Raw genomic sequence first — 26,281 nt, forward strand, 5'->3', positions numbered from 1 at the left:
TTCGTGTGATGCGCCTCAGCCCAGGCTCGTGCCCTGCTTGAACAGGCCGACCTTCAGATCCTTGGCGCGATAGATAATCTGGTCATCGACCGAAAGCCACCCGTCGGCGATACCGAGCACGAGCTTTGAGCGCATCACGCGCTTCATGTCGACGTTGTACACAACCTTGCGGGCCTCGGGCAGCACCTGGCCGCTGAACTTCAACTCGTTGAGGCCAAGCGCACGGCCGCGACCTTCGCCGCCGATCCAGCCCAGATAAAAGCCGACCATTTGCCACAGCGCATCGAGGCCGAGGCAGCCGGGCATCACCGGATCGTTCTTGAAGTGGCAGCCGAAGAACCAGAGGTCCGGCTTCACGTCGAGCTCGGCGCGCACGAGCCCCTTGCCGAACTCGCCACCATTGTCGTTGATTTCCGTGATGCGATCGAACATCAGCATCGGCGGCAGCGGCAGCTGGGCATTGCCCGGGCCGAACATCTCGCCGCGCGCGCATGCCAGCAAATCCTCGTATTCGTAACCGTTGCGCCTGTTCAGCATGCACGAGCCTCTGTTCAAATACCGGTTGAGCGGCGTTCTTTGGCGAAAATGGGCCCCGGCTCGGTCGGAGAGCAACGCCACTTGCCGTCGTCAGGCGCAGCTCCCGCAAGCCCCGGATGGACGGCGGACCGGGCTCCATGCCCGGTTGCGCCAAAATCGGCTAAGCGGAACCGCGGGCTCTCTAACACAGGCGATTTCAGTGGCAAAGCGGTCTCATGAAGGTAAAATGACGGTGTCCTCGCCAGGTTCCAGAGCTGATTAGAAGCTCTCTAGTTGCGAGAAACTTGCATCTGCATCTTTCTATTCTTATATTGCAGGGAGTTATTGTTCACGCGTGCCCGAAATCTGGAAATGAGCGAGAATACCGCGCCCCATCACGACGACGAGGTCCATGCCGCGGCCCTTCTGTCCGGCCGCCAGCCGGCACTGACCGGCTGCCCCTGGCACGACGTCAACGAAATGCTCCAGTCTGCCGGGCTGCGTCCGACGCGCCAGCGGATGGCGCTCGGCTGGCTTCTATTCGGCAAGGGTGCGCGGCACCTCACGGCTGAAATGCTGTACGAGGAAGCGACGCTCGCCAAGGTCCCGGTGTCGCTGGCGACCGTCTACAACACGCTGAACCAGCTCACCGACGCCGGCCTGCTCCGCCAGGTCAGCGTCGACGGCACCAAGACCTATTTCGATACCAACGTCACCACCCACCACCACTATTACCTCGAGAACAGCCACGAGCTGGTCGACATCGAGGATCCGCATCTGGCGCTGTCCAAGATGCCGGAGGTGCCCGAGGGGTACGAGATCTCCCGCATCGACATGGTCGTGCGCCTGCGCAAGAAGCGCTGAGGTTTACCTGCAGGGTCGTCCCGGCCAGTGCGCAATTGCGCACCGGAGACCGGTACGACAACAAGTCAATTCACCTGCTCGTCCGAATAAACGCCCCAGAGGCGTTCCTGCTGGATCCAGCCGTCAAAACCGTTACCGGTGACGCGGCACCAGTTTGCAGCGCACTTCCTCACCTGGGTGACGACGCCGGCCTGGAGCCGGGCCGTGACCGCGCTGTCGGGATCAGCCCGGTCGTAGATCGGCGCGAGGTCGTCCTTGTGCTTCATGGTGACGACCGCAGTGCGGCGGCCCGACAGCAGCGAGTGATAGACCCAGCCCTCGGCGCCCTCGGAATCGCGCACCCGGCGCCAGTTCTCGAACTCGGCAGTGATTTCGACCGGCAGCCCGGCGCGGGTGTAGACCCAGGCCACATCATTGTCCTTGGTCGGGCCGGCGCGGACGTTGACGTGGTCCGACTTGAGGCTGACATAGCGCGGCACCGGCAAGCCGCTGGCGGTCTGCGGCGTGTTGTCCTTCGCCGAATGCGAGGGGCCGACCGAGGCGCTCAACCAGGTACAAGCGAGCGCCATCACCGAACAAAAACGCCCCAACGCCATCAACCCGTCTCCTGTCGAGGACCCGGCCACGCGCCGACCCCTCACCCCAAAATTCCAAAAACCCTGCCGCGCCAGTTCCTGACCCGCCCCACGCGGGTGTTCCACCAAGCCGGCCCGTGGTTCTTGTTTTGGCCCGGCCTTCTGCTAGAGAGGACGGGCACTTGAACAACCAGTTTGCCCCGATTTTCCAGCCTGGAAATGTCGGGAGAGCTTGAAGGAAACGCCGGGGACGACACGGCACGGGCAGTGTCGAACAACCGGGTTAATGAGGGCTGAACGACCGGCCTTTGGCGACAGAGGCGGCGTGCGGCGCCTCATGAGAGCAGGACATGTCGGTGAAGAAAAAGCCCCTCGTCGTGGTGACGCGCAAGCTGCCGGATTCGATCGAGACGCGGATGCGCGAGCTGTTCGACGCGCGGATCAATCTCGACGACACGCCGATGTCGCCTGAGCAGATCGCGGAAGCCGCGCGCACCGCCGACGTGCTGGTCCCGACCGTCACCGACCACATCACCGCCGACATCGTCAACCAGGCCGACTGCAAGCTCCGCCTGATCGCCAATTTCGGCAACGGCGTCGACAATATCGATGTCGAGGCCGCGCATGCCCGTGGCATCACCGTCACCAACACGCCAAAGGTTCTGACCGAAGACACCGCCGACATGACCATGGCGCTGATCCTGGCCGTGCCGCGGCGGATGATCGAAGGCGCCTCGATCCTCACGGACGGAAAATCCTGGGCCGGCTGGTCGCCGACCTGGATGCTCGGCCACCGCATCGGCGGAAAACGTCTCGGCATCGTCGGCATGGGCCGCATCGGCCAGGCGGTGGCGCGCCGTGCCCGCGCCTTCGGCCTGCAGATCCACTATCACAACCGCCGTCCCGTCGCCCCCAAGATCGCCGAGGAGCTCGGCGCGACGTATTGGGAAAGCCTCGACCAGATGCTGGCACGGATGGACATCATCTCGGTGAACTGCCCACACACGCCGGCGACCTATCATCTGCTTTCGGCGCGGCGGCTGAAGCTGATCCGCAAGGACGCCTACATCGTCAACACCGCGCGCGGCGAGGTGACCGACGAGGACACGCTGGTCAAGCTGATCGAAGGCGGCGAGATCGGCGGCGCCGGCCTCGACGTCTACGAGCACGAGCCTGCGGTGAACCCGAAACTGGTGCGGCTCGCCAAGGCGGGCAAGGTGACGCTGCTGCCGCATATGGGCTCGGCCACGATCGAGGGCCGCGTCGAGATGGGCGAGAAGGTCATCATCAACATCCGCACCTTCCTCGACGCGCACAAGCCGCCGGACCGCGTGCTGCCGAGCATGCTGTAGGGTGCCGCGCGCTACTCGCGGTGGACGCTGAGATCCTCGAACACAGGCCCATCGCCGTTGAGCGGATTTGCGGGATCGCGAGAATAGCGCAGCGTCTCGAAGCGCATCGCGCGTGCATCGATCATCAGCAGGCGGCCAACCAGGCCGTCGCCGAAGCCGACGATCTCGCGGATCGCCTCCAGCGCCATCATCGAGCCGAGCACGCCCGCGAGCGCGCCCATGACGCCGGCCTCGGCGCAGGCCGGTATCGTGCCCGGCGGCGGCGCCTCCGGAAACAGGCAGCGATAGGTCGGGTTGAATTCCCCGGCTTCGTTGGTCTCATGCGCGCGGATGGTGGTGAGCGAGCCGTCGAAGGTGCCGAGCGCCGCGGTGATCAGCGGCCGCTTCGCGAAGAAGCAGGCGTCGGAGACGAGATAGCGCGTCGAGAAATTGTCGGAGCCGTCGAGCACGAGGTCGTAATCGCCGATCAGGCTGAGCGCGTTATCGGCGTTCAGCCAGGTGGCGTGGCCGACGAAGCGCACATGCGGATTGAGCGCCGCGATGCGCTCCGCCGCGCTTTCGACCTTGTGCCGGCCGATATCGGGCGTCGTGTGGATCACCTGGCGCTGCAGGTTGGACAGCGACACCACGTCGTCGTCGACCACGCCGAGCGTGCCGACACCGGCCGCGGCCAGATACATCAGGGCGGGCGCACCGAGCCCACCGGCGCCGATCACCAGCACGGAGGCCTTTTTCAACGCAGCCTGGCCGGGACCACCGACATCGCGCAGCACGATATGGCGGGCATAGCGTTCGAGTTCGTCCGGGCTCAGCATCGTCCTACGCCTCTCTTACCACGCGTTCGCTCTCGATCCTCATGGTGAGGAGCGCGGAACGCGTCTCCGGACGATGCTACGCATCGCCGTCGAACCATGAAGGCGCCGATATCGCCTGTGGCCATCCTTCGAGAGGCGGCCGTCGGGCCGCGCCTCAGGATGAGGACCTCAGTTCTGGCCTCTCAGCCACCTGAACCGCCGCAACATGGTTCGCGACCAACGAGATGTGCTTGAATGGCATTGCATTCAATGGGCTGGCTGGATTTGTCATGAGATCGATGCTTGCGGCAACACTGATGTTGGCGGCCGCCACGGCCGCGCACGCCCAGATGACGGCGCCGCAGATCCCCGGCACCAAGCCCAAACCGGTCCAGACCGTTCCCGTCCGCCCGCCCGCACTGCAAACGGCGCCGGAGACCGCCGATGCCATGGCGCAAGCCGAGCGCCTGTCGTTGCAGTCCGACCTCGCCTGGGTCGGCCAATATAACGGCGCCATCACCGGCGACGTCAGCGAGCGCATGGTCAACGCGATCAAGGAATACCAGAAGGCCACGGGCGGCAAGCCGACCGGCGTGCTCAATCCGCAGGAGCGTTCGGCGCTCGCCGAGACCGCGCGGCGGAAGCAGGACAGTGTCGGCTGGAAGATCGTGGTGGAACCGACCAGCGGCGCGCGGCTCGGCATCCCCTCGAAACTGGTGCCGCAGCAGGCGGGCGATGCCAACGGCTCGAAATGGACGTCGCCGACCGGAACCGTCCAGGTGGTGCTCAGCCGTCGCAAGGAGGCAAACCCGACCACCGCAAAGCTCGCGGACGCGGAAAAGAAAGAGCCTGCGGGGCGCAAGGTCGACTACACCGTGGTGAAGCCCGACTTTTTCGTGCTGTCGGGCTTGCAGGGCCTGAAGAAGTTTTACGTGCGCGGCACCTTCAGGGGCGGCGAGGTCCGCATCATGACGATCCTCTACGACCAGGCCATGGAGAATACGGTCGAGCCGGTCGTGATCGCGATGTCGAGCGCGTTCAATGCATTTCCGTCCACCCCGATGGCCGGGCCGCCGCCGCGCAAGAACGTCGAATACGGCACCGGCATCGTGGTCAGCGATGACGGCGCAATTCTGGCCGACCGCCTCGTCACCGACAGCTGCCTTGCGATCACCATCGCAGGCTTCGGCAGCGCCGATCGTCTCGCCGAGGACAAGGAGCACGATCTGGCGCTGCTGCACATCTACGGCGCGCGCGGCCTGAAGCCGCTCAGTCTCGCCAGTGGCGCAGCGAAGACGAGTGTCGATGTCATCGGCATCGCCGATCCACAAAGCCAGGGCGGCGCGGCCGGCGTCTCGAGCGTCAAGGGCGCGCTGGCGCCGGTCACCTCAAGCGATTCCGGGTTGTCGCCGCCACCGGCGGTCGGATTCTCCGGTGGTCCTGCCCTCGATGGCGACGGCAAGTTCGCCGGGGTCGCGCTGCTGAAGCCGGCGATGGTCGCGGGCCCCGGGATAGCGGTGCCGGCGTCACAGGCGGTGATGGTCTCGGCGGAAACGGTGCGCGATTTCCTGAAAGCAAATGGCATCACCGCCAATGGCAGTTCGACGGACGCGAAAGCCGCCGTCGTGCGCGTGATCTGCGTGCGGAAGTAGCGATCAGCTCAGCCTGAACCTGACCCCGGCCTTCGCCAAGCCACCCGAAATCCCGACCGGCGTGCCATCGGCGCGCCAGCAGGCGGCGCCGGTCATGGTGCCGTCGTCGTCGAACGCGACGGCATTCATGCCGCCGGCGACGGTCGCGACGGGCTGCACCTTGTGGCCCATGCCCTTCAGCTTCACCCGCACGCTCTCCGGCACCTTCTGCTCGACCTCGAGCGCGTTGCCTTCCGTCCAGACCCTGGGCGCCTCGACCGCCTCCTGCAGGCTCATGCCGTGGTCGATCAGATTGACCAGCGCCTGCATCGCGCTCGGGAAGATGCGCTTGCCGCCGGGCAGTCCCAGCGCATAGCGCAGCTTGCCATCGCGCAGTGCCATCATCGGCGACATCGAGGTGGTGACCCGCTTGCCCGGCGCCAGCGACAGCGCGTGTCCGGGACGCGGATCGAACAGGTTCATGTAATTGTTGGCGATGGCGCCGAGACCCGGGATCATGATCTTGGCGCCGGACAGATTGTTGATGGTCTGCGTGGTCGCGACCACGTTGCCGAAGCTGTCTGCCGCCGTCATATGCGTGGTGTGCGCGCCTTCGAGCTGCGAGACGCCGGCGCTCCAGGCCTGCGCCCGCGCGGGATCGATCGCACGGCGGCGTTCCTCGGCATACGCCTTCGACGTCAGCTTCTCCACGGGCACGCCGACATAGTCAGGATCGCCGCTGGCCGCGGCGCGATCGGCAAAGGCGATCTTCAGGACCTCGGCGAGATAGTGGATCGTCTCTGGTGTGCCGAAGCCGAGGGTTTCGATGTCGTAGCCTTCCAGGATGTTCAGCATCTGCGCGATATGCACGCCGGACGCCGCCGGCGGCGGCGGCCCCAAAATGGTCCAGCCGCGATAGTCGGCGCGGATCGGCTGGCGCTCGACGGTCTTGTAACCGGTGAGATCGTTGCGGCGGATGAAGCCGCCGGTCTTCTCCATGTAGTCCGCGAGGATGTCGCCGAGCGGCCCGTCGTGGAGCGCGGTCTCGCCGTGATCGGCGATGAAGCGCAGCGTCTCGGCATATTCGGCCTGCACCACGCGCTCGCCGACCTTCAACGGCTCACCATCAGGCAGAAAGACCGCCGCGATCGGCTTGTCCTTGCGCATCTCGGCGGCACACTCGCCGATGCATTCGTGCAAATAGGGCGTCGCCGCATAGCCGCGCGCCGCATGCTTGATGGCAGGCTGCATGACGTCGGCGAGGCTCATGGTGCCGAATCTCTGCAGCGTCTCGCACCAGGCCTTCAGCGAGCCCGGCACCGCGACGGCCTTCGGGCCGTTGAGGTTCTCGTTGCCGGCGGTATCGAACACGTCATGCGCGGAGCCCGGCTTGGGGGTATAAGTTGTGTCGCGCACTGCCGATGGGACCGTGCTCTGGCCGTCGATGAAGCGGTGGCCGCCGTCAGCCAGACGTATGTGCGCCATGCCGCCGCCGATGATGCCGACCATCATCGGCTCGACCACGGTGAGAGTGAACAGGGTTGCAATCGCGGCATCGATGGCGTTGCCGCCGGCGGCCAGCATCTCGGCGCCGGCGCTGGAGGCAAGCGGATGATTGCTGACCACCATGCCGCGGCTCGAGACCGCCGGCATCTTCTGGCAGTCAAACGTCGTCGCCGTCCGGTCACGCCAGTTGCCGCTCATCTCGCCTGCTCTTTCCATTCAAGGCGTCGAGCACACCATAGGCGCAACCACGGGTCCAGTATTGGTACGGATTAGCTGGCATTCCCGATTCTGCCATCATCGTTACCGTCGATTCGGACATCCGCGGTCCCCTTTGGATCGGGCAGGGCACGTCCTGAGCAAGAAGAGCTCAGCATCAAGAAGCGATGCACGTTCGCGTGGCGTTTCCCCTAAGACCCAAGCGCCAAGGGATTGAACTTCAATGCATACGATCGTACTGGCCACCCAAAAGGGCGGCAGTGGAAAGAGCACGCTTGCCATCGGGCTCGCGCTGGCAGCCAAGCAGGCCGGCTTTACCGTCCGCCTGATCGAGACCGATCCGCAGGGTACCCTCTCCAATTGGCAGCGCCGCCGCACCACCGACGATCTCGTCGTCGAGCCGATCTATCAGGCCGCCGATATCGCGCCGCGCCTGAAGATGCTGGCCGACAGCGGCCTCCAGCTTGCGATCATAGACACCGCGGCCGGCCTTTCCGCCGCCACCACCGCCGCGATCCGCCATTCCGATCTCTGCCTGATTCCGGCCCGCCCGAGCGTCGCCGACATCGAGGCGACCGCGTCGACGCTGAGCGTCGCGCGCGCCTGGAAGCGTCCCTACAGCTTCGTGCTGAACCAGACGCCGATCCGCGGCCAGCGCAACGACAACGCGGCGGGCGCGCTCGCCGAAGAAGCGGCGCTCGATCTCGCTGATGTGCTCGCGCGTCCGCCGATCGTGATGCGAAACGACCACCAGGACTCGCTCGCCAGCGGCCTCGCCGTCAGCGAGTTCGCGCCGAACGGCAAGTCGGCCGTCGAGATCCGCGGCCTCTGGCGCTGGATCGAGACCCGGCTCGAGCTCGAAGCCACGACCAATTTCCTGATCGACCAGGTCATCGCGGCTGCGGACGGCATGCTGCACATCGCCAGTGAGCTGGGCGTAGACGAAACCACGACGCTGGCGTCCTGAGCGGGGCGATCGCTCCGACGCCAGCCGGCCCTTCTCCATCCGGAAGGGCCCTAGCGACCAAGCACTTCCGCCACGGAGGGATTCTGGATTGCTTCGCTGCGCTCGCAATGACGCGCGTGGTGGGATCGTCGCCTTCGCCGGAACTCACGGCCTGTCGGCGGCAAGCCTGATGGTCACCTCTGACATTTCGGGCACCAGAAGGTCGAACGGCCGTTCTGGGTGAAGCGCTTGACCGTGCCGCCGCAGCGCGGCGTCGTACATGTCTCGCCTTCGCGGTCATAGACTTTGAACGAGTGCTGGAAATAGCCGAGCTCGCCAGTGGTCTGGCGGTGGTCGCGCAAGCTGGAGCCGCCGGCCTTGATCGCATCGTTCAGCACGGTGTGGATCGCGCCGACCAGACGCTTTGCATGATCGGTCGGCTCGCCCTTCCTGGTCGACAGCGTCGCGGCAATGCGCCGCGGCGACAGATGCGAGCGGTGCAGCGCCTCGCAAACATAGATGTTGCCGAGGCCGGCCACGACGCGCTGGTCGAGCAGCGCCGCCTTCAGGCTGGTGGTCTTGCCTTCGCACGAGCGCGCCAGCATCGCGGCGTCGAACTCGTTGCCGAGCGGCTCGGGACCGAGCCCGCGGAGCAGCGGCTCTTCTTCGAGCGCGTTGCGCGCGATCACTTTCATGTAACCGAAGCGGCGCGGGTCGTTGAACACGATGTCGGCGCCGGAGGACATCCGAAACAGCACGTGGTCGTGCGCGGAATCCTTGGATTTCGGATAGTGAAACTCGCCAGGCTGAACCTCGTTGTCCGGCTTGATGACGCGGAACGAGCCCGACATGCCCAGATGCATCAGCAGCACGTCACCGGAGGCGAGATCGGCCATGAGATATTTTGCACGGCGGCCAAGCCCTGTGACGACCTGCCCCTTGAGCCGGGCCACGAAATCCGGCTGGAAGGGGAAGCGCAGGTCCGGCCGGCGGGCCTCCGCGACCAGGATTTTCGCACCCTCCATGACGGGCTGAAGGCCGCGGCGGACGGTCTCGACTTCGGGCAATTCAGGCATGGTCAGGCATTCACCTTATCAGGGCGGTGTGATAGCGCCATTGCAGCGGGCAGGCTATGGTCCGCCTCGTGGAGCAGAGTAATGGATCGGCCGGGCGAAACCACGCATTTTGGCTTCAAAGACGTCCCCCTGGGGGACAAGCAGACGCTGGTGAACGACGTGTTTCACAGCGTGGCGTCGCGCTATGACCTGATGAACGATTTGATGTCCGGTGGTCTGCACCGGGTCTGGAAGGACATCATGATCAACGCGCTGGACCCGCCGAGGAGCGACCGGCCGTTCGCCCTGCTCGACGTCGCCGGCGGCACCGGCGACATCTCGTTCCGCGCCGCCAAGGCGGCCGGCCCCGGCTTTCATGCCACGGTTTGCGACATCAATTCAGACATGCTCGCGGTGGGGCGCGAGCGCGCCGCCAAGCGCCATCTCGGTACCCAGGTCGATTTCGTCGAAGGCAATGCCGAAGCGCTCGGCTTCGCCGACCGCAGCTTCGACGCATATACGATCGCTTTCGGCATTCGCAACGTGCCGCGGATCGACCTTGCGCTGCGCGAGGCCTATCGCGTGCTGAGGCCCGGCAGCCGCTTCCTGTGCCTGGAATTCTCCACCGTCGAGATGCCTGGCCTCGACAAGCTCTATGATCTGTTCTCGTTCAAGGTGATCCCGCCGCTCGGCCGCATGGTCACGGGCGACGCCGAATCCTACCAATATCTGGTCGAATCGATCCGCAGGTTTCCGAAGCCTGCCGCCTTCGCCGACATGATCCGCGAGGCCGGCTTTTCCCGCGTGAGCTGGCAGACACTTTCCGGCGGCATCGTCGCACTGCATTCGGGCTGGCGTTTGTGATCTCTGCTTTCACCCACATTACGCGCCTCATCCGCGCCGCGTTCGTGTTTGCGCGCGAAGGCGTGTTCGGCTCGGTCGATCCAAGCCTGGTGCCACCGCCCGGGCAGCTTGCGCTGAAGCTCGCGCGCCTCGTCGAGCGCCGCGGCGTCAAGCAGGGACCACGGATCTCGCGCGCGTTGACGCGCATGGGCCCGGCCTATCTCAAGCTTGGGCAATTCCTGGCGACGCGTCCGGACGTGGTCGGCTTCAATATGGCGCGCGACCTCGAAAGCCTCCAGGACCGGCTGCCCCCGTTCCCGCAGGCGGACGCGGAAGCTGCCATCGCGACCTCGCTGGAGCGGCCGCTCAAGGACATCTTCGTGAGCTTCGGCCCGCCGGTCGCGGCAGCCTCGATCGCGCAGGTGCATCGTGGCGAGGTGATGCGCGACGGCATCCGCAAGCCCGTTGCGGTCAAGGTGCTGAGGCCCAATGTGGCCTCGCGTTTCCGCCGCGATCTCTCGGATTTCTTCTTCGTCGCGGAGAAGGCGGAGGCTTATTCGGCCGAGGCCCGGCGCCTGCGCCTGGTCGAGGTCATCAACACCATGTCGCGCTCGGTCGCGATGGAGATGGACCTGCGGCTGGAAGCAGCCGCGCTGTCCGAGATGGCGGAGAACACGGGCGACGATCCCGATTTCCGCGTGCCGACCGTCGACTGGGACCGAACCACGCACAACGTGCTGACGATGGAGTGGATCGACGGCATCGCGCTGAACGATCACAAGCGCCTTGCAGAGGCGCAGGTCGACCTCCCCGATCTTGGCCGCAAGGTGATCCAGAGCTTCCTGCGACACGCCTTGCGCGACGGCTTCTTCCACGCCGACATGCATCCCGGCAACCTGTTCCTCGATGACGCCGGCCGCCTCGTCGCGGTCGATTTCGGCATCATGGGCCGGCTCGGCATGAAGGAGCGGCGCTTCCTCGCCGAGATCCTGCTCGGCTTCATCACTCGCGACTATCGCCGCGTGGCGGAAGTGCATTTCGAGGCGGGCTATGTGCCCGCGCACCATTCGGTCGAGAATTTCGCGCAAGCCATCCGCGCCATCGGCGAGCCGATCCACAACCGCACCGCCGAGGAAATCTCGATGGCGCGGCTGTTGACGCTGCTGCTCGAGGTCACCGGCCTGTTCGACATGACGACGCGGCCGGAGCTGATCCTGCTGCAGAAGACCATGGTGGTGGTCGAGGGCGTGGCGCGCGGCTTCGATCCCAGGCTCGATATCTGGAAAGTCGCCGACCCCGTGGTGCGCGAATGGATCGAGCGCAATCTCGGACCGATCGGCCGGGTGCAGGGCGCGATTGCCGGGACCGGGGACATTGCGCGCGTGCTGATGCGCCTGCCGGAGATCGCGGAGCGATCGGTGAAGGTCATCGAGCAGCTCGAGACCATGACGCGGGAGGGTATCAAGCTGTCGCCGGAGAGCATCGCGGCGATGGGCCGCAGCGAGGGCCGCAAGAACCGCTGGCGCACCGTGGCGCTCTGGATCATCGCCGCGACATTCATCGGGATCCTGATCGCCGTCCGGAATCTTTGATTGCACTGCAATCAAACGAGTGATAGCATCGCCATCATTCCGTGCTGGAGGGCGTCATGGCAAGCCTGACCATCCGCAAGCTCGACGATGCCGTCAAAACCTATTTACGGCTGCGCTCGGCCAAGAACCACAGGTCGGTCGAGGAAGAGGTCCGGGTCATCCTGCGGGAGCTGATCGAGGGCCGCGAGGAGTCGGTGACGCCGTTTTCAGCGCCGCCGGCCCAATCCATGGCCCCGACACCCCAGCGCACCGGCGCCCTCCCCGAGGCCAGCGTCACCCTGATCATAGGCGGCGGGATCGCGGCCTATAAATCGCTGGACCTGATCCGCCGGCTCAAGGAACGCCGCATCGAGGTCCGCTGCGTGCTGACCAAGGCGGCCCAGCAATTCGTGACCCCGCTGGCGGTCAGCGCGCTCTCGCATGAGCGCGTCTACACCGACCTGTTCGACCCCCAGAGCGAGTTCGACGCAGGTCACATCCGCCTCGCGCGCGACTGCGACCTGATCGTGGTGGCGCCGGCGACCGCCGACCTGATGGCGAAGATGGCGAACGGCCATGCCGACGATCTCGCCAGTGCCATCCTGCTCGCGACCAACCGAAAGATCCTGCTCGCGCCGGCGATGAATCCGCTGATGTGGAACAACGCGGCGACGCGGCGCAACCTCGCCCAGCTCCAGCGCGACGGCGTGGTGCTGGTCGGACCGAATTCCGGCGAGATGGCCGAGGCGGGCGAAGCGGGTGTCGGCCGCATGTCGGAAGCGATCGAGATCGCCAATGCCGCCGAGCGCCTGCTGCGACCGCCGGTGCCGAAGCCGCTCGCCGGCAAGCGCGTGCTGATCACCGCCGGTCCGACGCACGAGCCGATCGACCCGGTGCGCTACATCGCCAATCGATCCTCCGGCAAGCAGGGCTTTGCCATTGCCGCCGCGGCGCAGGCCGCCGGCGCCGAAGTGATCCTGGTGAGCGGCCCGGTCGACCTCGATGATCCCGCCGGCGTCACCGTCAGGCACGTCGAATCGGCACGGCAGATGCTGGAGCAGGTCCAGGCGGCGCTGCCCGCCGACATCGCGATCTTCGCCGCCGCCGTCGCCGACTGGCGCGTCGCCAACGCGGGCGAGCAGAAGCTGAAGAAGACCGCAGGCAGCATGCCGCCGCTTGAGCTGGTCGAAAATCCCGACATCCTTGCCACGATCTCGAAGCTCGCGGACAAGCGCCCACCGCTGGTGATCGGCTTCGCCGCCGAGACCGAGCACCTCATCGACAACGCCAAATCGAAACTCGCGCGCAAGGGCTGCGACTGGATCGTCGCGAACGACGTCTCGCCTGCGACCGGCGTGATGGGCGGCGACCGCAACACTGTCCACCTCATCAGCAAGAATGCTGCGAAGAACGGCGAGATCACGGTTGATTCCTGGCCCGTGATGACCAAGGAACAGGTCGCCATCGAACTGGTCGCGCACATCGCCAGAAGCGTGACCGACAAATCCATGGAGCCGGCATCTTGAGCACGAAGGTCACCGTCGAATTGCAGCGCCTCGCCCATGCCGACGGGCTGCCGCTGCCGGCCTATCAGACCGCGGAAGCCGCCGGCCTCGACCTGATGGCCGCGGTGCCGGATGCCGAGCCGATGACGCTCGCACCGGGCCAATATGCGCTGGTGCCGACCGGCCTTGCGATCGCATTGCCGCCTGCGCACGAGGCGCAGGTGCGGCCGCGCTCGGGGCTTGCCGCCAAGCACGGCGTCACCGTGCTGAACTCGCCGGGAACCATCGACGCCGACTACCGCGGCGAGATCAAGGTGATCCTGATCAACCACGGCACCGCGCCGTTCGTGATCAAGCGCGGCGAGCGCATCGCGCAGATGGTGCTCGCGCCCGTGGTGCAGGCCGCGCTGGTTCCCGTGGCGAGCTTGTCGGCAACCGATCGCGGCGCCAGCGGCTTTGGTTCGACGGGCCGCTAACCGAGGTGCGAGTGGGTACACCTCTCCCGCTTGCGGGAGAGGTCGGCACGCAGTGCCGGGTGAGGTCCCGATGCGGTAGAATACCTTCTCCCCAACCCTCCCCCGCAGGCGGGAAGTCACCCGCAGAACTACGTGCGCCTGGAACCCTGCGGCCGGCATTTTTTGGGAGCCGCGTTGGCGTTCACGATCTGGACTCTTACCGGTAGAGTCACGCTGGGGGTATTGTCCTTTGATTCGCGTGCGGCGGGGGTCGCCGCGCGTAAATCCGTGCGGTCTTGGGGCAACTATGTCAGGCGTGATCGTGTCGATGCGTCGGACGCTGCTGTCGTGCACATCGTTGGCGCGCAACAGCTTGTTGGGAGGCGCTTTCGCAGCGCTGCTGCCGGCTGCGCCGGCCGAGGCCGCCGACCTCGTCGACACGCTCTCCATATTGCTGGACTTCAACCGGCAGGAACTCGCGGTGCTCGCCACAGCGCTCGCCTTGCTCGGCTTCTCGGTCATGGCCGCGATCCTGCTGATGCGCACGCGCGTGCGCACGGCGGAGAACGAGGCGCGGCTGCGGGCGCGGATCGGGGAGCTGCAGCTGCAGGCCGACCGCTTCGGCGCGCTGCTGTTCGCCGAGCCGCAGATCCTGATCTCCTGGCCGGCCGGCGACAATCGCGCGCAGATCTCCGGCGACATTGCGATGGTGCTGCCGCGCGATTCCTCGCCGCAGCGCGTGCTGGCGTTCGGAACATGGCTGCCGCCGGAACCCGCGCTGCAGATGGACCACGCCGTCGACGCGCTGCGCGAGCGTGGCGACGGGTTCCAGCTGACGCTGACCACCGCGCATGGCCACACGCTGGAAGCCATCGGCCGGGCCATCGGCGGCCAGGCCATCGTCCGGATTCGCGAGCTCTCCGGACTGCGGCGCGATCTGGCCGAGACCCATCTGCGCTACAAGGCGCTCTCGGACGAGACCGAGATGCTGCGCGGCTTCGCCGCCGCCGCGCCGTGGCCGATCTGGGCCAAGGGCGAGAACGGCGCCCTCACCTACGCCAATCCGGCCTATGTTCGCGCCACCGAGGCGAGCAGCATCGCCGACGCCCATGAGCGCAAGCTCGAGCTGCTCGACAGCGCCGACCGCACCGCGATGGAGCGCGGACTGAAGGATGCCGCCAGCTTCAGCTCGCGGCTGCCGATCGTCGTCAGCGGCGAGCGGCGCATGTACGACGTTCGCGCCGTCAATGTCGGCAGCGGGAGCGTCGGCGTCGCCATCGACGCCAGCGAAGCGGATGCGCTGAGCTCGGCCCTGGTGCGGATGGCGGAGGCGCATCGCCGCACACTCGACCAGCTCTCCTCCGGCGTTGCCGTATTCGACGGCCATCGGCGCCTTGCTTTCTACAACGATTCCTACCGCCGGCTGTGGGACCTCGACCGCAACTTCCTCGACGCCAACCCCGATGATTCCAGCGTGCTCGACCAGCTTCGCGCTGCGCGCAAGCTGCCGGAGCAGCCGGACTTCCGCGCCTGGAAAGCCAAGCTGCACGAGGCCTATCGCGCGGTCGAGACCGCCAAGGACACCTGGTATCTGCCCGACGGCCGCGCGCTCTCCGTCGTCACCACGCCGAACCCGGAAGGCGGCGTCACCTACCTGTTCGACGACGTCACCGAGAGCCTCGAGCTGGCCCGCCGCTTCGACGGCATGATCCGGGTCCAGCGCGAGACGCTGGACAGTCTCGCCGAGGGCGTTGCCGTGTTCGGCAGCAACGGCAAGGCGCAGCTGTTCAACCCGGCCTTCGTGCGGATGTGGAAGCTGTCGAGCGACGCCATGCGCGAGGAGCCGCATATCCAGACCGTCGAAGGCTGGTGCCATCAGCTGTTCGACGATCCGCGCGTCTGGCGGCAGATCCGCGAGGCCATCACCTCGATCGAGAACCGCGCCGACGTGCCGCTCAAGCTGGAGCGCAAGGACGGCAGCGTGCTCGACGGCATGATCCGCCCGCTGCATGACGGCGCCACCATGCTGACGTTCCAGGACATCACCGACACCGAGAATGTCGAGCGCGCGCTGCGCGAGCGCAACGAGGCGCTGGAAGCCGCCGACCAGATGAAGGTGGATTTCGTCCACCACGTCTCATACGAGCTGCGCTCGCCGCTCACCACCATCATCGGCTTCGCGCATTTCCTCAGCGACCCCTCGACCGGGCCGCTGACGCCGAAGCAGGCCGAATATCTCGACTACGTCACCAAGTCGACCAACGCGCTCTTGGCGCTCACCAACAACATCCTCGATCTCGCCACCATCGACGCGGGCGCGATGAAGCTGGAACTCGGGCCCGTCGACGTCAGCAAGACCATCGAGCTGGCCGCCGAGGGCATCCAGGACCGCCTCGCCACAGACCGCATCCGCCTCAAGGTCGAGATCGCGCCCGATATCGGCAGCTTCATCGGCGACGAGAAGCGCGTGGTGCAGGTGCTCTATAACCTCCTCGCCAACGCCGTCGGGTTTTCTCCACAGGATTCCACCGTCGGAATCAGCGCGCGCCGCACCGAACGCAGCGTGGTCTTCACTGTGACAGATTCCGGGCCTGGAATACCTGCCGACATGAAGGACAAGGTGTTCAACTGGTTCGAAAGCCGCTCGCAGGGGTCGCGTCACCGCGGCGCCGGGCTCGGCCTGTCGCTGGTGCGCTCCTTCGTCGAGCTGCATGGCGGCAAGGTGCGGGTGGATTCGATCGTAGGCCGCGGCACGGTCGTGATCTGCGACTTCCCGACCGACCAGGCGGCGCATCGCGACGCCGCCGAATGACCGCGCCCACCACATTCTCCGTCGCGCTTCACGACGAGACGGCCACCGCGCAACTGATGGCCGATCTCGCACTGCTGATCGGACCCGGCGACGTCATCACCCTCACTGGCGATCTCGGCGCCGGCAAGACCGTCGCCGCCCGCGCACTGATCCGCTATCTCGCCGACGACGAGGAGCTGGAAGTGCCGAGCCCGACCTTCACGCTGGTGCAGGGCTACGAGCTGCCACCCTTGCCGGTGATGCATGCCGATCTCTACCGCGTCGAGGACGAGAGCGAGCTCGAGGAGATCGGGCTGTCGCCGCTTCCCGAGGCGACGCTCGTGCTCATCGAATGGCCCGAGCGCGCGCCGTCGGCGATGCCCACGGATCGCATCGACATCGCGCTCACACACCGTCCGGCACTGGGCTCGACTGCGCGCGCCGCCGACATCACCGGTTACGGCAAGGGCGCTGCGCAGGTCGCGCGGCTGCAGGCGCTGCGTGAATTCCTCGACGCGTCCGGCTATATCGACGCGACGCGACGGCGCATGAACGGCGACGCCTCGACCCGCTCCTACGCGCGACTGCTGCGTGACGGCGAGATCGTCATCCTCATGAACTTCCCGCAGCGCCCCGACGGCGCGGCCCTCTACAACGGAAAGTCCTACAGCGCCGCGGTGCATCTCGCCGAGAACGTGAGGCCGTTCGTCGCGCTCGACGAGGGCCTGCGCGCCCAAGGAATCTCTGCGCCCGCGATCCATCATTTCGATCTCGACCACGGCTTCCTGATCAGCGAGGATTTCGGCAGCGAGGGCGTGATCGAGGGCGATCCGCCGCGCCCGATCGCCGAGCGCTACGAGGCCGCGACCGACCTGCTGGCGATGCTGCACGGCAAGGCGCTGCCGGAGAGCCTGCCGCTCGACGGGCAGACCTACGACATCCCCGTCTTCGACGTCGAGGCGCTTCTGATCGAGATCGGATTGATGCCGGAATGGTATCTGCCTGATCGCAACGCGCCGCTGAGCGAAGAGAAGCGCGCGGAATTTTTCGCGATGTGGCGCGAGCTGCTGAAGAAGCCGCTGGCCACGCCGAGGACCTGGATCATCCGCGACTATCACTCGCCCAATCTGATCTGGCTGGGGGAGCGCAACGGAATCGGGCGGGTCGGCGTGATCGACTTCCAGGACACCGTGCTCGGGCCGCACTCCTACGACGTGGTGTCACTGCTCCAGGACGCGCGCATCGACGTGCCTGAAAACATCGAGCTGATGCTGCTGTCGCGCTACATCAAGGCGCGGCGCGCGGCCGATGCGAGCTTCGATGCGGCCGGCTTCGCCGAGCTCTACGCGATCATGTCGGCGCAGCGGAACACGCGTCTGCTCGGCACCTTCGCGCGTCTCAACCGCCGCGACGGCAAGCCACATTATCTGCGTCACCAGCCGCGGATCTGGACCTATCTCCAACGCTCGCTGGCGCATCCCGCCCTCAGCGTCCTGCGCGACTGGTATCTCGCCAACGTGCCACCGCCTCGAGGATCGTCCTAACAGCGGCCAATGCCCGAATCGGGCCCGATTTACCGGCTGTTAGCCAAGACCTCGCTATTCTGGCGGCGAAGCAGCCGGATAAAGACGGGGCTGGAGCAGGGCAGATGGCGGTAAAGACGGATCAGCGCGGCAACAGCCGGGTTGTTTTCGAGCGCGGGATACCGGCCCAAATGATGGGAATCGACGGCACCTGGCGGCGCGACTGCACCATGGAGGATGTCTCCGACAGCGGCGCCAAGCTCACCATCGACGACGGTTCGGTCGAAGGCCTGCATCTGAAGGAATTCTTTCTGCTGCTGTCTTCCACGGGACTTGCGTACCGGCGCTGCGAACTGGCCTGGGTCAATGGCGACCAGATCGGCGTCAATTTCCTCAAGGCCGGCGACGGGAAGAAAAAGGCCCGTTCCGCATCCCTTGGGGCGTAACGGCAACACCCGTCGCACAACCGTCACGGCGGGTGGTTAAGGCGGTTGAGACGCGGTACGATCGATACAGTCCCGTGCTAGGATTTGCTGCAAACGCGAAACCAGACAGGTCGAAGAAGAGTTCCGAGAAGGCAAAGGATGTCCGTCAAGCCGACCAAAGCCATGGTGCTCGCCGCAGGGTTCGGCCTGCGCATGCGTCCGTTGACGGACAAGATGCCGAAGCCGATGGTGCCGGTGGCGGGCCAGCCGCTGCTCGACCACGTCCTCGACAAGCTCGGCCATGCCGGCGTCACCGAGGCGGTGGTCAATGTGCACTACCTCCCGGACCAGATCATCGATCACGTCGCATCGCGTCAGATCCCGCGCGTGACCATCTCGGACGAGCGCGACCAGGTGCTCGGCACCGGCGGCGGCGTGGTCAAGGCACTGCCACTGCTCGGCGACGCCCCGTTCTTCCACGTCAACTCCGACACGCTGTGGATCGACGGCGTGCGCTCCAATCTGACGCGCCTTGCCGAAAACTTCGACCCCGAGCACATGGACATCCTGCTGCTGATGGCACCGACCGCGACCAGCATCGGCTATAGCGGCCGCGGCGATTACGGCATGCTGCCCGACGGCGCGTTGCGCAAGCGCAAGGAGAAAGAGGTCGTTCCGTTCGTCTATGCCGGCGCGGCGATCCTGTCGCCGTCGATCTTTGCCGATGCGCCCAAGGGCGAATTCTCGCTGACAAAGATGTTCGACCGCGCCAACGAGCAGGAGCGGCTGTTCGGCCTGCGCCTCGACGGCGTCTGGATGCATGTCGGCACGCCCGATGCCGTGCACGCCGCGGAAGAGGCGTTTCTGGAGAGCGTGGCCTAGTGACCAGCCTCGAAGATGGTGCCGTACGGGACCTGTCCCAGGCGCAGCGAACAGCGGGGAAAGACTTCGCCCCGCCCATGACCATTCGAGTCAGCCTGCCTATATTGCCCTGATTCCCGAATCAGGCGGCCCATGCGTGTTTTCAGCGTTCCCATCTCAGTTCCGTTCCTGCGCACGGTCGTCACGGCCCTGCTCGACGGCCGCCTGGTGGACGGCTTCGAGGCCCGCAAGGAACCGGCGCGACTGGCCGACGCTACGCTGTATCTGCCGACACGGCGCGCGATGCGCGTCGTCCGCGAGATATTCCTCGATGAAATGAATGCGGACGCGGTGGTGCTGCCGCGCATCGTCGCGCTCGGCGACATCGACGAGGACGAGCTCGCCTTCACCGAAGAGAGCGAGCAGTTTTCCAGCGCAACGCCGCTCGACATTCCGCCACGGCTCGGCGAGCTGGAACGGCGGCTGACGCTGGCGCAACTCGTGGCCGCCTGGGCCAAGGGCCCGGTGCTGGCGCCGCTGGTGGTCGGCGGCCCCGCCTCGACGCTGGCCCTCGCCGGCGACCTCGCGCGCCTGATCGACGACATGGTCACGCGTGGCGTGGACTGGAGCGCACTCGACGGCCTCGTGCCTGATCAGCTCGACCGCTACTGGCAACATTCGCTCGAATTCCTGCGCATCGCCCGCATCGCCTGGCCCGCTCATCTCGCCGAGATCAAGCGCATCGAGCCTGCGGCGCGACGCGACCTCCTGATCCAGGCCGAAGCCAAGCGACTGACCGCGCATCCGAGCGGGCCGGTGATCGCGGCGGGTTCGACCGGCTCGATGCCGGCCACCGCAAAATTCCTGCACGTGGTCGCCGCGCTGCCCCATGGCGCGGTGGTGCTGCCGGGGCTCGATACCGATCTCGACGACGACGCCTGGCGCACCATCGGCGGCGTACGCGATGCGCTCGGCAAGTTCGCGGAGCATCCGGCCTCGAACCATCCGCAATATGCGATGCACACGCTGCTGGAGCGCTTTGGCATCAAGCGCAGCGACGTCGAGATCCTTCAGCCGCCGGCGGGACGCGGCCGCGACCTGCTTGCATCCGAATCGATGCGGCCCTCCACCAAGACGGAAGTCTGGCACGACCGGCTGAAGCAGCCTGATGTCGCCGGAAAGATCGCGCGCGGCATGAGAAATCTCGCCGTGGTGGAGGCGCCCAATCCCGAAATGGAAGCGCTCGCGATCGCGATCGCGATGCGCGAGGCGCGGCATCTCGACAAATCAGCGGCGTTGGTGACGCCTGACCGCGCCTTGGCGCGGCGGGTGATGGCGGCGCTGACGCGCTGGGATCTCGCCTTCCACGATTCCGGCGGCGACGTGTTGATGGAAACCTCCGCCGGAGTCTTTGCACGCCTTGTGGCAGAGGCAGCGACAAAGGGCCTGGAGCCGCCGACGCTGCTGGCGATGCTGAAGCATCCGCTGTGCCGGCTCGGCCGCGCGCCTGGCGCGTGGAAGATGGCGATCGAAGGCCTCGAGCTCGCGGTCTTGCGCGGCACACGTCCGCCGGCGGGCACGGCGGGCCTCTTGCGCGAGTTCAACCGTTTGCGCGAGGAGTTGGCAAAGCTGTGGCGCAGCGAAGTCTCCGCGCTCCATAAGGCAGAGCCGCGCGCTCGTCTCAAGACCGAGGATCTCGATCGCATCCAGGCGCTGATCGATACACTGCAAAAGGCACTGGCGTCGATCGAGAGCCTGCCCCCGCCGAAGCCGTATGACTTCGCCGAGCTCGCGCACCGGCATCGCGAGATCATGATCGAGCTGTCGCGCGACGAGCAGGGCATCCCGCTCGCCTTCGAGGAGCGCGAAGGCCTCGCGCTCGCCGGCGCCTTCGACGATCTGCTGCGCGGCGGCACGACCAGCGGATTGATGGTGCCGCTGCCCGAGTACGCGGACGTGTTCCAGACCGCCTTCGGCGACCGCGCGGTGCGGCGGCGCGACAGGCCGGGTGCGCGGCTGCAGATTTACGGCCCGCTGGAATCGCGCCTGATGCAGGCCGACCGCATCATCATCGGCGGCCTGATCGAAGGCGTCTGGCCGCCGGCGCCGCGCATCGACCCCTGGCTCAGCCGGCCGATGCGGCACGAGCTAGGGCTCGACCTGCCGGAGCGCCGTATCGGCCTCTCCGCGCACGACTTCACGCAACTGCTCGGCGGCGACGAAGTCATTCTCACCCATTCCGCCAAGGCCGGCGGCGCGCCGGCGGTGGCCTCGCGCTTCCTGCATCGGCTGGAAGCGGTTGCCGGCGACGAGCTCTGGAAGGCGGCCGTTCGCGCCGGCGAAAAATACGTGCAATTCGCGGGCGCGCTCGACCAACCCGATGAAGTCAAGCCGATCAAGCAGCCCGAGCCGCGGCCGCCGCGCGCGACGCGGCCGCTGAAAATGTCGGTGACTGCGATCGAGGACTGGCTGCGCGATCCCTACACGATCTACGCCAAGTACATTTTGCGGCTCGATGCACTGGACCCCGTCGACATGCCGTTGTCGGCCGCCGACCGGGGTTCGGCGATCCATGATGCGATCGGCGAGTTCACCGAAAGCTATGCAACGCGTCTGCCCGACGATCCCGCGCGCGTGCTGCGCGCGATCGGCGAGAAGCATTTTGCGCCGCTGATGGAACGCCCCGAGGCGCGGGCGCTGTGGTGGCCGCGATTCCAGCGCATCGCGCGCTGGTTCGGCGAATGGGAGCAGGCGCGCCGCGACGCGATCGAGACGATCGTCGCGGAGACCCCTGGCGAGATCTCGATCACGCTCGACAACGCGCGCACTTTTTATCTCTCCGCGCGCGCCGACCGCATCGAGCGGCGGCAGGGTGGCAGTTACGCCATCCTCGACTACAAGACCGGCCAGCCGCCGACCGGCAAGCAGGTCCGCATGGGCCTGTCACCGCAGCTCACGCTGGAGGCCGCGATCCTGCGCGAAGGCGGTTTTCCCGATATCGATGCCGGCTCCTCCGTGAGCCAGCTCGTCTATGTCCGCCTCAGCGGCAACAATCCACCCGGAGAGGAACGCATCCTCGAGCTCAAGTACAAGCAGGGCGACGAAGCGCAGCCGCCGGACACGGCAGCCGCCGAGGCGCGGGCCAAGCTTGAGGCGCTGATCCGCGCCTTCGAGGATGAGAACCAGCCCTACACCTCGCTGAATCTGCCGATGTGGGCGAACCGCTACGGCGCCTATGACGACCTCGCCCGGATCAAGGAATGGTCCGCGGCCGGCGGTTTGGGAATCGAGGAATGGTGAAACTGCCGCGCCCCATTCCCGACGAGGTGCGCGCGCGGCAGGCGCGCGCGTCCGATCCGACCGCGTCGGCCTTCGTGTCGGCCAATGCCGGCTCGGGCAAGACGCATGTGCTGGTGCAGCGCGTGATCCGCCTGTTGCTGTCGGGCGTGCCGCCGGAAAAGATCCTCTGCATCACCTTCACCAAGGCTGCCGCCGCCAACATGGCCGAGCGCGTGTTCACCACGCTTGGACACTGGGTGACGCTGGACGATGCCGGGCTCGACGCCGCGATCCGCGCGGTCGGCATCCCGCATCCTGATCGAAAATTGCGGCGCGAGGCGCGAAAGCTGTTTGCCTGCGCGCTGGAGACACCGGGCGGATTGAAGGTGCAGACCATCCACGCGCTGTGCACGCGCCTGCTCCAGCAATTTCCGTTCGAGGCCAACGTACCCGCGCGCTTCTCGGTGATCGACGAGCGCGACCAGACCGACATGATGGAGCGCGCCAATCTGAAGGTGCTGCTGGAGGCCGCACGAGACCCCGACAGCGTCACCGGGCGCGCGCTGCTGACGGCGATGGCGAGCGCCGCCGACGTCACCTTCAAGGAGGTCGTGCGCGAAGCGTGCCTGAGCCGCGACCATTTCATGGCCTGGACCGACGAGGCGGGTAATGCAGAAGCGGCTGCCGCGCAGATGGCGGCGGTGCTGGGTGTCGACGCGAGCGACCGCATCGAGGACGTCGAGACCGAGATCCTCGACGGACCGTTCCTGCCGCGATCGCGCTGGGACGACATCGCCTTCGCGCTGGAGGGCGGCAGCAAGTCCGACAATGACCAGGCGGGCCGGCTGCGCGAAGCGAAGGCCTTTTCCGGCGGCGCGCAGGTCGATGCCTATCTCTGCGTCTTCCTCACCGACGACAAGCTGCCGCGCAAGGCGGTTCTGACCAAGAAGTTTTGCGACAACAACCCCTCCATCGCACGCCTGTTCGAATCGGAAGTGCAGCGCCTCAGCGGATTGATCGAGAAGCGCCGCGCAGTGACCATGCGCGATCGCACCGCGGCGTTGCTGCATATCGCGACTGCCGCCGCCGCGAACTACCGCCGCGAGAAGCAGGGACGCGGCCTGCTCGACTACGACGACCTCATCGACAAGACGCTGGCGATGCTTGACCGCATCTCCTCGGGCTGGGTGCATTACAAGCTCGACCGCGGCGTCGATCACGTGCTGATCGACGAGGCGCAGGATACGAGCCCGCGGCAATGGGACATCGTCGCTCACATCATTTCCGAGTTCACCACAGGCGAAGGCGCGCGCGAGGGGCTGAACCGCACGGTCTTTGCGGTAGGTGACGAGAAGCAGTCCATCTTCTCGTTCCAGGGCGCTGACCCACACGAATTCGACAAGCGCAAGCGGGAGCTTCAACGCAAGTTCAAAGCTGCCGGCCTGAAGTTCGATCCGGTTGCCTTCACTTATTCGTTCCGCTCGGGTGCAGCGATCCTTCATTCGGTGGACCACGTCTTCCGCGAGCCCCAGATCTACAAGAGCATCCATTCGATCGATATCGGTTACCCGCTGCACAATTCGCTCGCGGATGCCGGCCCGAGCGTGATCGAGCTATGGGACCTTGCGGAAGCCGATGACCGACAGGACATCGAGGGCTGGCGCGCGCCGTTCGACGGCGTCGCCGTCACCAGCCCCGAGATCAAGCTCGCGGGCCGGATCCAGGCCGAGATCAAGCGGCTGGTCGAGAGCGGCACGCTGACCGGTCACGAGGGCGAGCGCCGGCCGCTGCGCTATGGCGACATGCTGATCCTGGTGCGCCGGCGCGGCAATGCGTTCGACGCCGTGATCCAGGCGCTCAAGCACGCCGGCATCCCGGTCGCGGGCGCCGACCGGCTCAAGCTCACCGAACACATCGGCATCATCGATTTGATGAACCTTGCGGACGCGCTGCTGCTGCCGCAGGACGACCTCGCGCTCGCAGTGGCACTGAAGAGCCCGCTGTTCGGGTTCGACGACGACGATCTGTTCCAGCTCGCCTGGAATCGCAAGGGCTCGCTGCGCCGCGCGCTCGGTGAGCATGCGGCCACAAGCGAGAAGTTCGCGACGGCGTTGCGGCGCCTGGAGGCCTGTGAGATCCGCGCGCGCGAGGAGACGCCGTTCGCCTTCTACGCCTGGCTGCTCGGGGGCGACGGCGGCCGCGCCCGCATCCTGCGCCGGCTCGGCCATGAGGCCAACGACGCGCTCGACGAATTCCTGGAGCTGGCGCTGAACTACGAGCGCAAGGCGCCGGCCTCGCTGCAGGGCTTCATGGCCTGGCTGCGCTCAGCCGACACCGAGGTGAAGCGCGACATGGAGATCTCGCGCGACGAGGTGCGGGTGATGACCGTGCACGGCGCCAAGGGCCTCGAAGCCTCGGTCGTGTTCATGGTCGACACCACGTCGTCGCCCGCCGACTCGCAAAGGGTCCGGCTGATCAACGTGCCGCGCGGCAACGGTGGCGAAGTCGTGGTCTGGGCCGGGCGCAAGGCGGACGATCCAAAACCCGTCGCCGATGCGCGCAAGGCCATGATCGAGGAGACCGAGGACGAATATCGTCGCCTGCTCTACGTCGCGATGACGCGCGCGGCCGACCGGCTGATCGTCGGCGGCTGCTTGCCCGGCAACATGAGGACGGTGCGCAAGCTGAGCTGGTACGACCTCATCGACACCGGCCTCGCCGGCTCGGGCCTGGACAAGCAGACCATCGAGACGCCGCTCGGCAAGGTCACGCGTTTCGCCCGGCCGGAGGATGCCGTCGGGTTGGGCACGCCGGCGACGTCCGTGCACCAGACCATCGCGTTGCCGGACTGGCTGCGGACACCGGCGCCGCGCGAGACCGCCGACGACGATGCGGTGCGCCCGTCCGGCCAGTCGGCCGGGGACGGCCGCAGCGTGCGGGCAGGCGAATCGGTGCAGTCCCGGGCGCTGGCGCTGCAGCGCGGCACGCTGGTGCACCGCCTGCTGCAATCCCTGCCCGACATCTCCTCCGAGCGCCGGCGCGAGGCCGCGCTCGGCTTCATGGCGCGCAATGCCGCGGACTGGCCGGAAGCCGACCGCGTTGCGCTGGCCGACAAGGTGCTCGCCCTGATCACCGAGCCGCGTTTTGCCCCGGTCTTTGCCGCCGGCAGCCGGGCGGAGGTCGCCATTGCCGGCCGGCTGGAGCGGCCGGGCCGCAGCCCGGCGCTGGTGTCGGGGCAGATCGACCGGCTGGTCGTGCGTCCGGACGAGGTTTTGATCATCGATTTCAAGACCAATCAGGCCGCGCCGAAGAGCGCCGCCGAGGCGCCGGCAGCCTATGTCCGGCAGCTTGCGCTGTACCGGGCGGTGCTCGCGCGGCTTTATCCCCAAAGGCCGATCCGGGCCGTGCTGCTCTGGACCGAGGCCCTTGAATATATGGAGATTTCGGCCCCCGCGCTGGACGCGGCGCTGGCATCCCTTCATCTCGGTGTGAGCGTCCTTGACCCGGCAAGGAGCCGTTCATAGGTTCACCCCATGATCCCGGGCGCGATTCCACGTCGCGCCGATTCTCCTT

19 protein-coding genes are annotated in these 26,281 nt (G+C 66.5%); 14 read left to right on the forward strand and 5 right to left on the reverse strand.

Going from position 1 to position 26,281, the window contains the following annotated elements; genetic code table 11:
* Positions 1-15: 15 nt before the first annotated feature.
* Positions 16-537 (reverse strand): bifunctional 3-hydroxydecanoyl-ACP dehydratase/trans-2-decenoyl-ACP isomerase, encoded by a 522-nt coding sequence (fabA, locus tag ACNJYB_RS00245; protein WP_080133780.1) that lies wholly within the window; start codon positions 535-537, stop codon positions 16-18.
* Positions 538-888: 351 nt separating this feature from the next.
* On the opposite strand from fabA, the gene irrA reads away from it, so the two are divergent.
* Positions 889-1,380 (forward strand): iron response transcriptional regulator IrrA, encoded by a 492-nt coding sequence (gene irrA, locus ACNJYB_RS00250; RefSeq protein ID WP_439372155.1) that lies wholly within the window; start codon positions 889-891, stop codon positions 1,378-1,380.
* 65 nt (positions 1,381-1,445) lie between these two features.
* On the opposite strand, the gene ACNJYB_RS00255 is transcribed toward irrA, so the two are convergent.
* Complete coding sequence (locus ACNJYB_RS00255) at positions 1,446-1,976, reverse strand: SH3 domain-containing protein (RefSeq protein ID WP_439372156.1); 531 nt, start codon at positions 1,974-1,976, stop codon at positions 1,446-1,448.
* Between the two features lie 329 nt (positions 1,977-2,305).
* On the opposite strand from ACNJYB_RS00255, the gene ACNJYB_RS00260 reads away from it, so the two are divergent.
* Positions 2,306-3,307: a 2-hydroxyacid dehydrogenase gene (locus ACNJYB_RS00260; protein ID WP_439372157.1), complete on the forward strand. Its 1,002-nt coding sequence runs from the start codon at positions 2,306-2,308 to the stop codon at positions 3,305-3,307.
* An 11-nt stretch (positions 3,308-3,318) separates the two neighbouring features.
* Here ACNJYB_RS00260 and ACNJYB_RS00265 read toward each other — a convergent pair whose 3' ends face one another.
* Complete coding sequence (locus ACNJYB_RS00265; RefSeq protein WP_439372159.1) at positions 3,319-4,122, reverse strand: HesA/MoeB/ThiF family protein; 804 nt, start codon at positions 4,120-4,122, stop codon at positions 3,319-3,321.
* A gap of 269 nt (positions 4,123-4,391) precedes the next feature.
* Here ACNJYB_RS00265 and ACNJYB_RS00270 point away from each other — a divergent pair, with 269 nt between their 5' ends.
* Positions 4,392-5,753: a serine protease gene (locus tag ACNJYB_RS00270; protein ID WP_439372160.1), complete on the forward strand. Its 1,362-nt coding sequence runs from the start codon at positions 4,392-4,394 to the stop codon at positions 5,751-5,753.
* Positions 5,754-5,756: 3 nt separating this feature from the next.
* On the opposite strand, the gene ggt is transcribed toward ACNJYB_RS00270, so the two are convergent.
* Positions 5,757-7,436 carry a gamma-glutamyltransferase gene (ggt, locus tag ACNJYB_RS00275; RefSeq protein ID WP_439375765.1) on the reverse strand — a complete coding sequence of 560 codons (1,680 nt, stop codon included), beginning with the start codon at positions 7,434-7,436 and terminating at the stop codon, positions 5,757-5,759.
* A gap of 241 nt (positions 7,437-7,677) precedes the next feature.
* On the opposite strand from ggt, the gene ACNJYB_RS00280 reads away from it, so the two are divergent.
* On the forward strand, positions 7,678-8,421 hold the full coding sequence (locus ACNJYB_RS00280; RefSeq protein WP_439372161.1) for a nucleotide-binding protein: 744 nt from the start codon (positions 7,678-7,680) through the stop codon (positions 8,419-8,421).
* A 173-nt stretch (positions 8,422-8,594) separates the two neighbouring features.
* Here the strand turns inward: ACNJYB_RS00280 and mutM are convergent, their stop codons facing one another.
* The gene (mutM, locus tag ACNJYB_RS00285; protein WP_439372162.1) at positions 8,595-9,476 is read right to left on the reverse strand and encodes a bifunctional DNA-formamidopyrimidine glycosylase/DNA-(apurinic or apyrimidinic site) lyase; all 882 of its coding nucleotides are present in this window, start codon (positions 9,474-9,476) and stop codon (positions 8,595-8,597) included.
* Between the two features lie 81 nt (positions 9,477-9,557).
* Here mutM and ubiE point away from each other — a divergent pair, with 81 nt between their 5' ends.
* From ubiE to addA, 10 genes are all read left to right on the forward strand, one after another.
* On the forward strand, positions 9,558-10,319 hold the full coding sequence (ubiE, locus tag ACNJYB_RS00290; RefSeq protein WP_439372163.1) for a bifunctional demethylmenaquinone methyltransferase/2-methoxy-6-polyprenyl-1,4-benzoquinol methylase UbiE: 762 nt from the start codon (positions 9,558-9,560) through the stop codon (positions 10,317-10,319).
* Complete coding sequence (gene ubiB / locus ACNJYB_RS00295) at positions 10,316-11,890, forward strand: 2-polyprenylphenol 6-hydroxylase (protein WP_439372165.1); 1,575 nt, start codon at positions 10,316-10,318, stop codon at positions 11,888-11,890. Before ubiE ends, ubiB begins: the two co-directional genes overlap by 4 nt.
* A 56-nt stretch (positions 11,891-11,946) precedes the next feature.
* Positions 11,947-13,395, forward strand: a complete 1,449-nt coding sequence (gene coaBC / locus ACNJYB_RS00300) for a bifunctional phosphopantothenoylcysteine decarboxylase/phosphopantothenate--cysteine ligase CoaBC (RefSeq protein ID WP_439372166.1) — start codon at positions 11,947-11,949, stop codon at positions 13,393-13,395.
* Entirely contained in the window at positions 13,392-13,850 is a 459-nt protein-coding gene (dut, locus tag ACNJYB_RS00305; protein ID WP_439372168.1) for a dUTP diphosphatase, read from the forward strand. Before coaBC ends, dut begins: the two co-directional genes overlap by 4 nt.
* Before the next feature lie 286 nt (positions 13,851-14,136).
* A complete protein-coding gene (locus ACNJYB_RS00310; RefSeq protein WP_439372169.1) occupies positions 14,137-16,641 on the forward strand; it encodes an ATP-binding protein in 2,505 nt (834 codons plus the stop codon).
* On the forward strand, positions 16,638-18,164 hold the full coding sequence (gene tsaE, locus ACNJYB_RS00315; RefSeq protein ID WP_439372171.1) for a tRNA (adenosine(37)-N6)-threonylcarbamoyltransferase complex ATPase subunit type 1 TsaE: 1,527 nt from the start codon (positions 16,638-16,640) through the stop codon (positions 18,162-18,164). Before ACNJYB_RS00310 ends, tsaE begins: the two co-directional genes overlap by 4 nt.
* Positions 18,165-18,268: 104 nt before the next feature.
* A complete protein-coding gene (locus tag ACNJYB_RS00320; RefSeq protein ID WP_439372173.1) occupies positions 18,269-18,589 on the forward strand; it encodes a PilZ domain-containing protein in 321 nt (106 codons plus the stop codon).
* Between the two features lie 138 nt (positions 18,590-18,727).
* Complete coding sequence (locus tag ACNJYB_RS00325) at positions 18,728-19,450, forward strand: nucleotidyltransferase family protein (RefSeq protein WP_439372175.1); 723 nt, start codon at positions 18,728-18,730, stop codon at positions 19,448-19,450.
* 132 nt (positions 19,451-19,582) lie between these two features.
* Positions 19,583-22,729, forward strand: coding sequence for a double-strand break repair protein AddB (addB, locus tag ACNJYB_RS00330; RefSeq protein WP_439372176.1), 3,147 nt, complete (start codon positions 19,583-19,585; stop codon positions 22,727-22,729).
* Positions 22,723-26,232: a double-strand break repair helicase AddA gene (gene addA / locus ACNJYB_RS00335; RefSeq protein WP_439372177.1), complete on the forward strand. Its 3,510-nt coding sequence runs from the start codon at positions 22,723-22,725 to the stop codon at positions 26,230-26,232. Before addB ends, addA begins: the two co-directional genes overlap by 7 nt.
* The last annotated feature ends 49 nt before the right edge of the window (positions 26,233-26,281 follow it).

This window comes from Bradyrhizobium sp. SMVTL-02 (assembly GCF_051853005.1).
Taxonomy (GTDB): Bacteria; Pseudomonadota; Alphaproteobacteria; order Rhizobiales; family Xanthobacteraceae; genus Bradyrhizobium.

Coding starts and splice junctions, on each gene's coding strand:
- fabA (WP_080133780.1), bottom strand. CDS start 537: ATGCTGAACAGGCGCAACGGTTACGAATACGAGGATTTGCTGGCATGC.
- irrA (WP_439372155.1), top strand. CDS start 889: ATGAGCGAGAATACCGCGCCCCATCACGACGACGAGGTCCATGCCGCG.
- ACNJYB_RS00255 (WP_439372156.1), bottom strand. CDS start 1,976: ATGGCGTTGGGGCGTTTTTGTTCGGTGATGGCGCTCGCTTGTACCTGG.
- ACNJYB_RS00260 (WP_439372157.1), top strand. CDS start 2,306: ATGTCGGTGAAGAAAAAGCCCCTCGTCGTGGTGACGCGCAAGCTGCCG.
- ACNJYB_RS00265 (WP_439372159.1), bottom strand. CDS start 4,122: ATGCTGAGCCCGGACGAACTCGAACGCTATGCCCGCCATATCGTGCTG.
- ACNJYB_RS00270 (WP_439372160.1), top strand. CDS start 4,392: ATGAGATCGATGCTTGCGGCAACACTGATGTTGGCGGCCGCCACGGCC.
- ggt (WP_439375765.1), bottom strand. CDS start 7,436: ATGAGCGGCAACTGGCGTGACCGGACGGCGACGACGTTTGACTGCCAG.
- ACNJYB_RS00280 (WP_439372161.1), top strand. CDS start 7,678: ATGCATACGATCGTACTGGCCACCCAAAAGGGCGGCAGTGGAAAGAGC.
- mutM (WP_439372162.1), bottom strand. CDS start 9,476: ATGCCTGAATTGCCCGAAGTCGAGACCGTCCGCCGCGGCCTTCAGCCC.
- ubiE (WP_439372163.1), top strand. CDS start 9,558: ATGGATCGGCCGGGCGAAACCACGCATTTTGGCTTCAAAGACGTCCCC.
- coaBC (WP_439372166.1), top strand. CDS start 11,947: ATGGCAAGCCTGACCATCCGCAAGCTCGACGATGCCGTCAAAACCTAT.
- ACNJYB_RS00310 (WP_439372169.1), top strand. CDS start 14,137: ATGTCAGGCGTGATCGTGTCGATGCGTCGGACGCTGCTGTCGTGCACA.
- tsaE (WP_439372171.1), top strand. CDS start 16,638: ATGACCGCGCCCACCACATTCTCCGTCGCGCTTCACGACGAGACGGCC.
- ACNJYB_RS00320 (WP_439372173.1), top strand. CDS start 18,269: ATGGCGGTAAAGACGGATCAGCGCGGCAACAGCCGGGTTGTTTTCGAG.
- ACNJYB_RS00325 (WP_439372175.1), top strand. CDS start 18,728: ATGTCCGTCAAGCCGACCAAAGCCATGGTGCTCGCCGCAGGGTTCGGC.
- addB (WP_439372176.1), top strand. CDS start 19,583: ATGCGTGTTTTCAGCGTTCCCATCTCAGTTCCGTTCCTGCGCACGGTC.
- addA (WP_439372177.1), top strand. CDS start 22,723: ATGGTGAAACTGCCGCGCCCCATTCCCGACGAGGTGCGCGCGCGGCAG.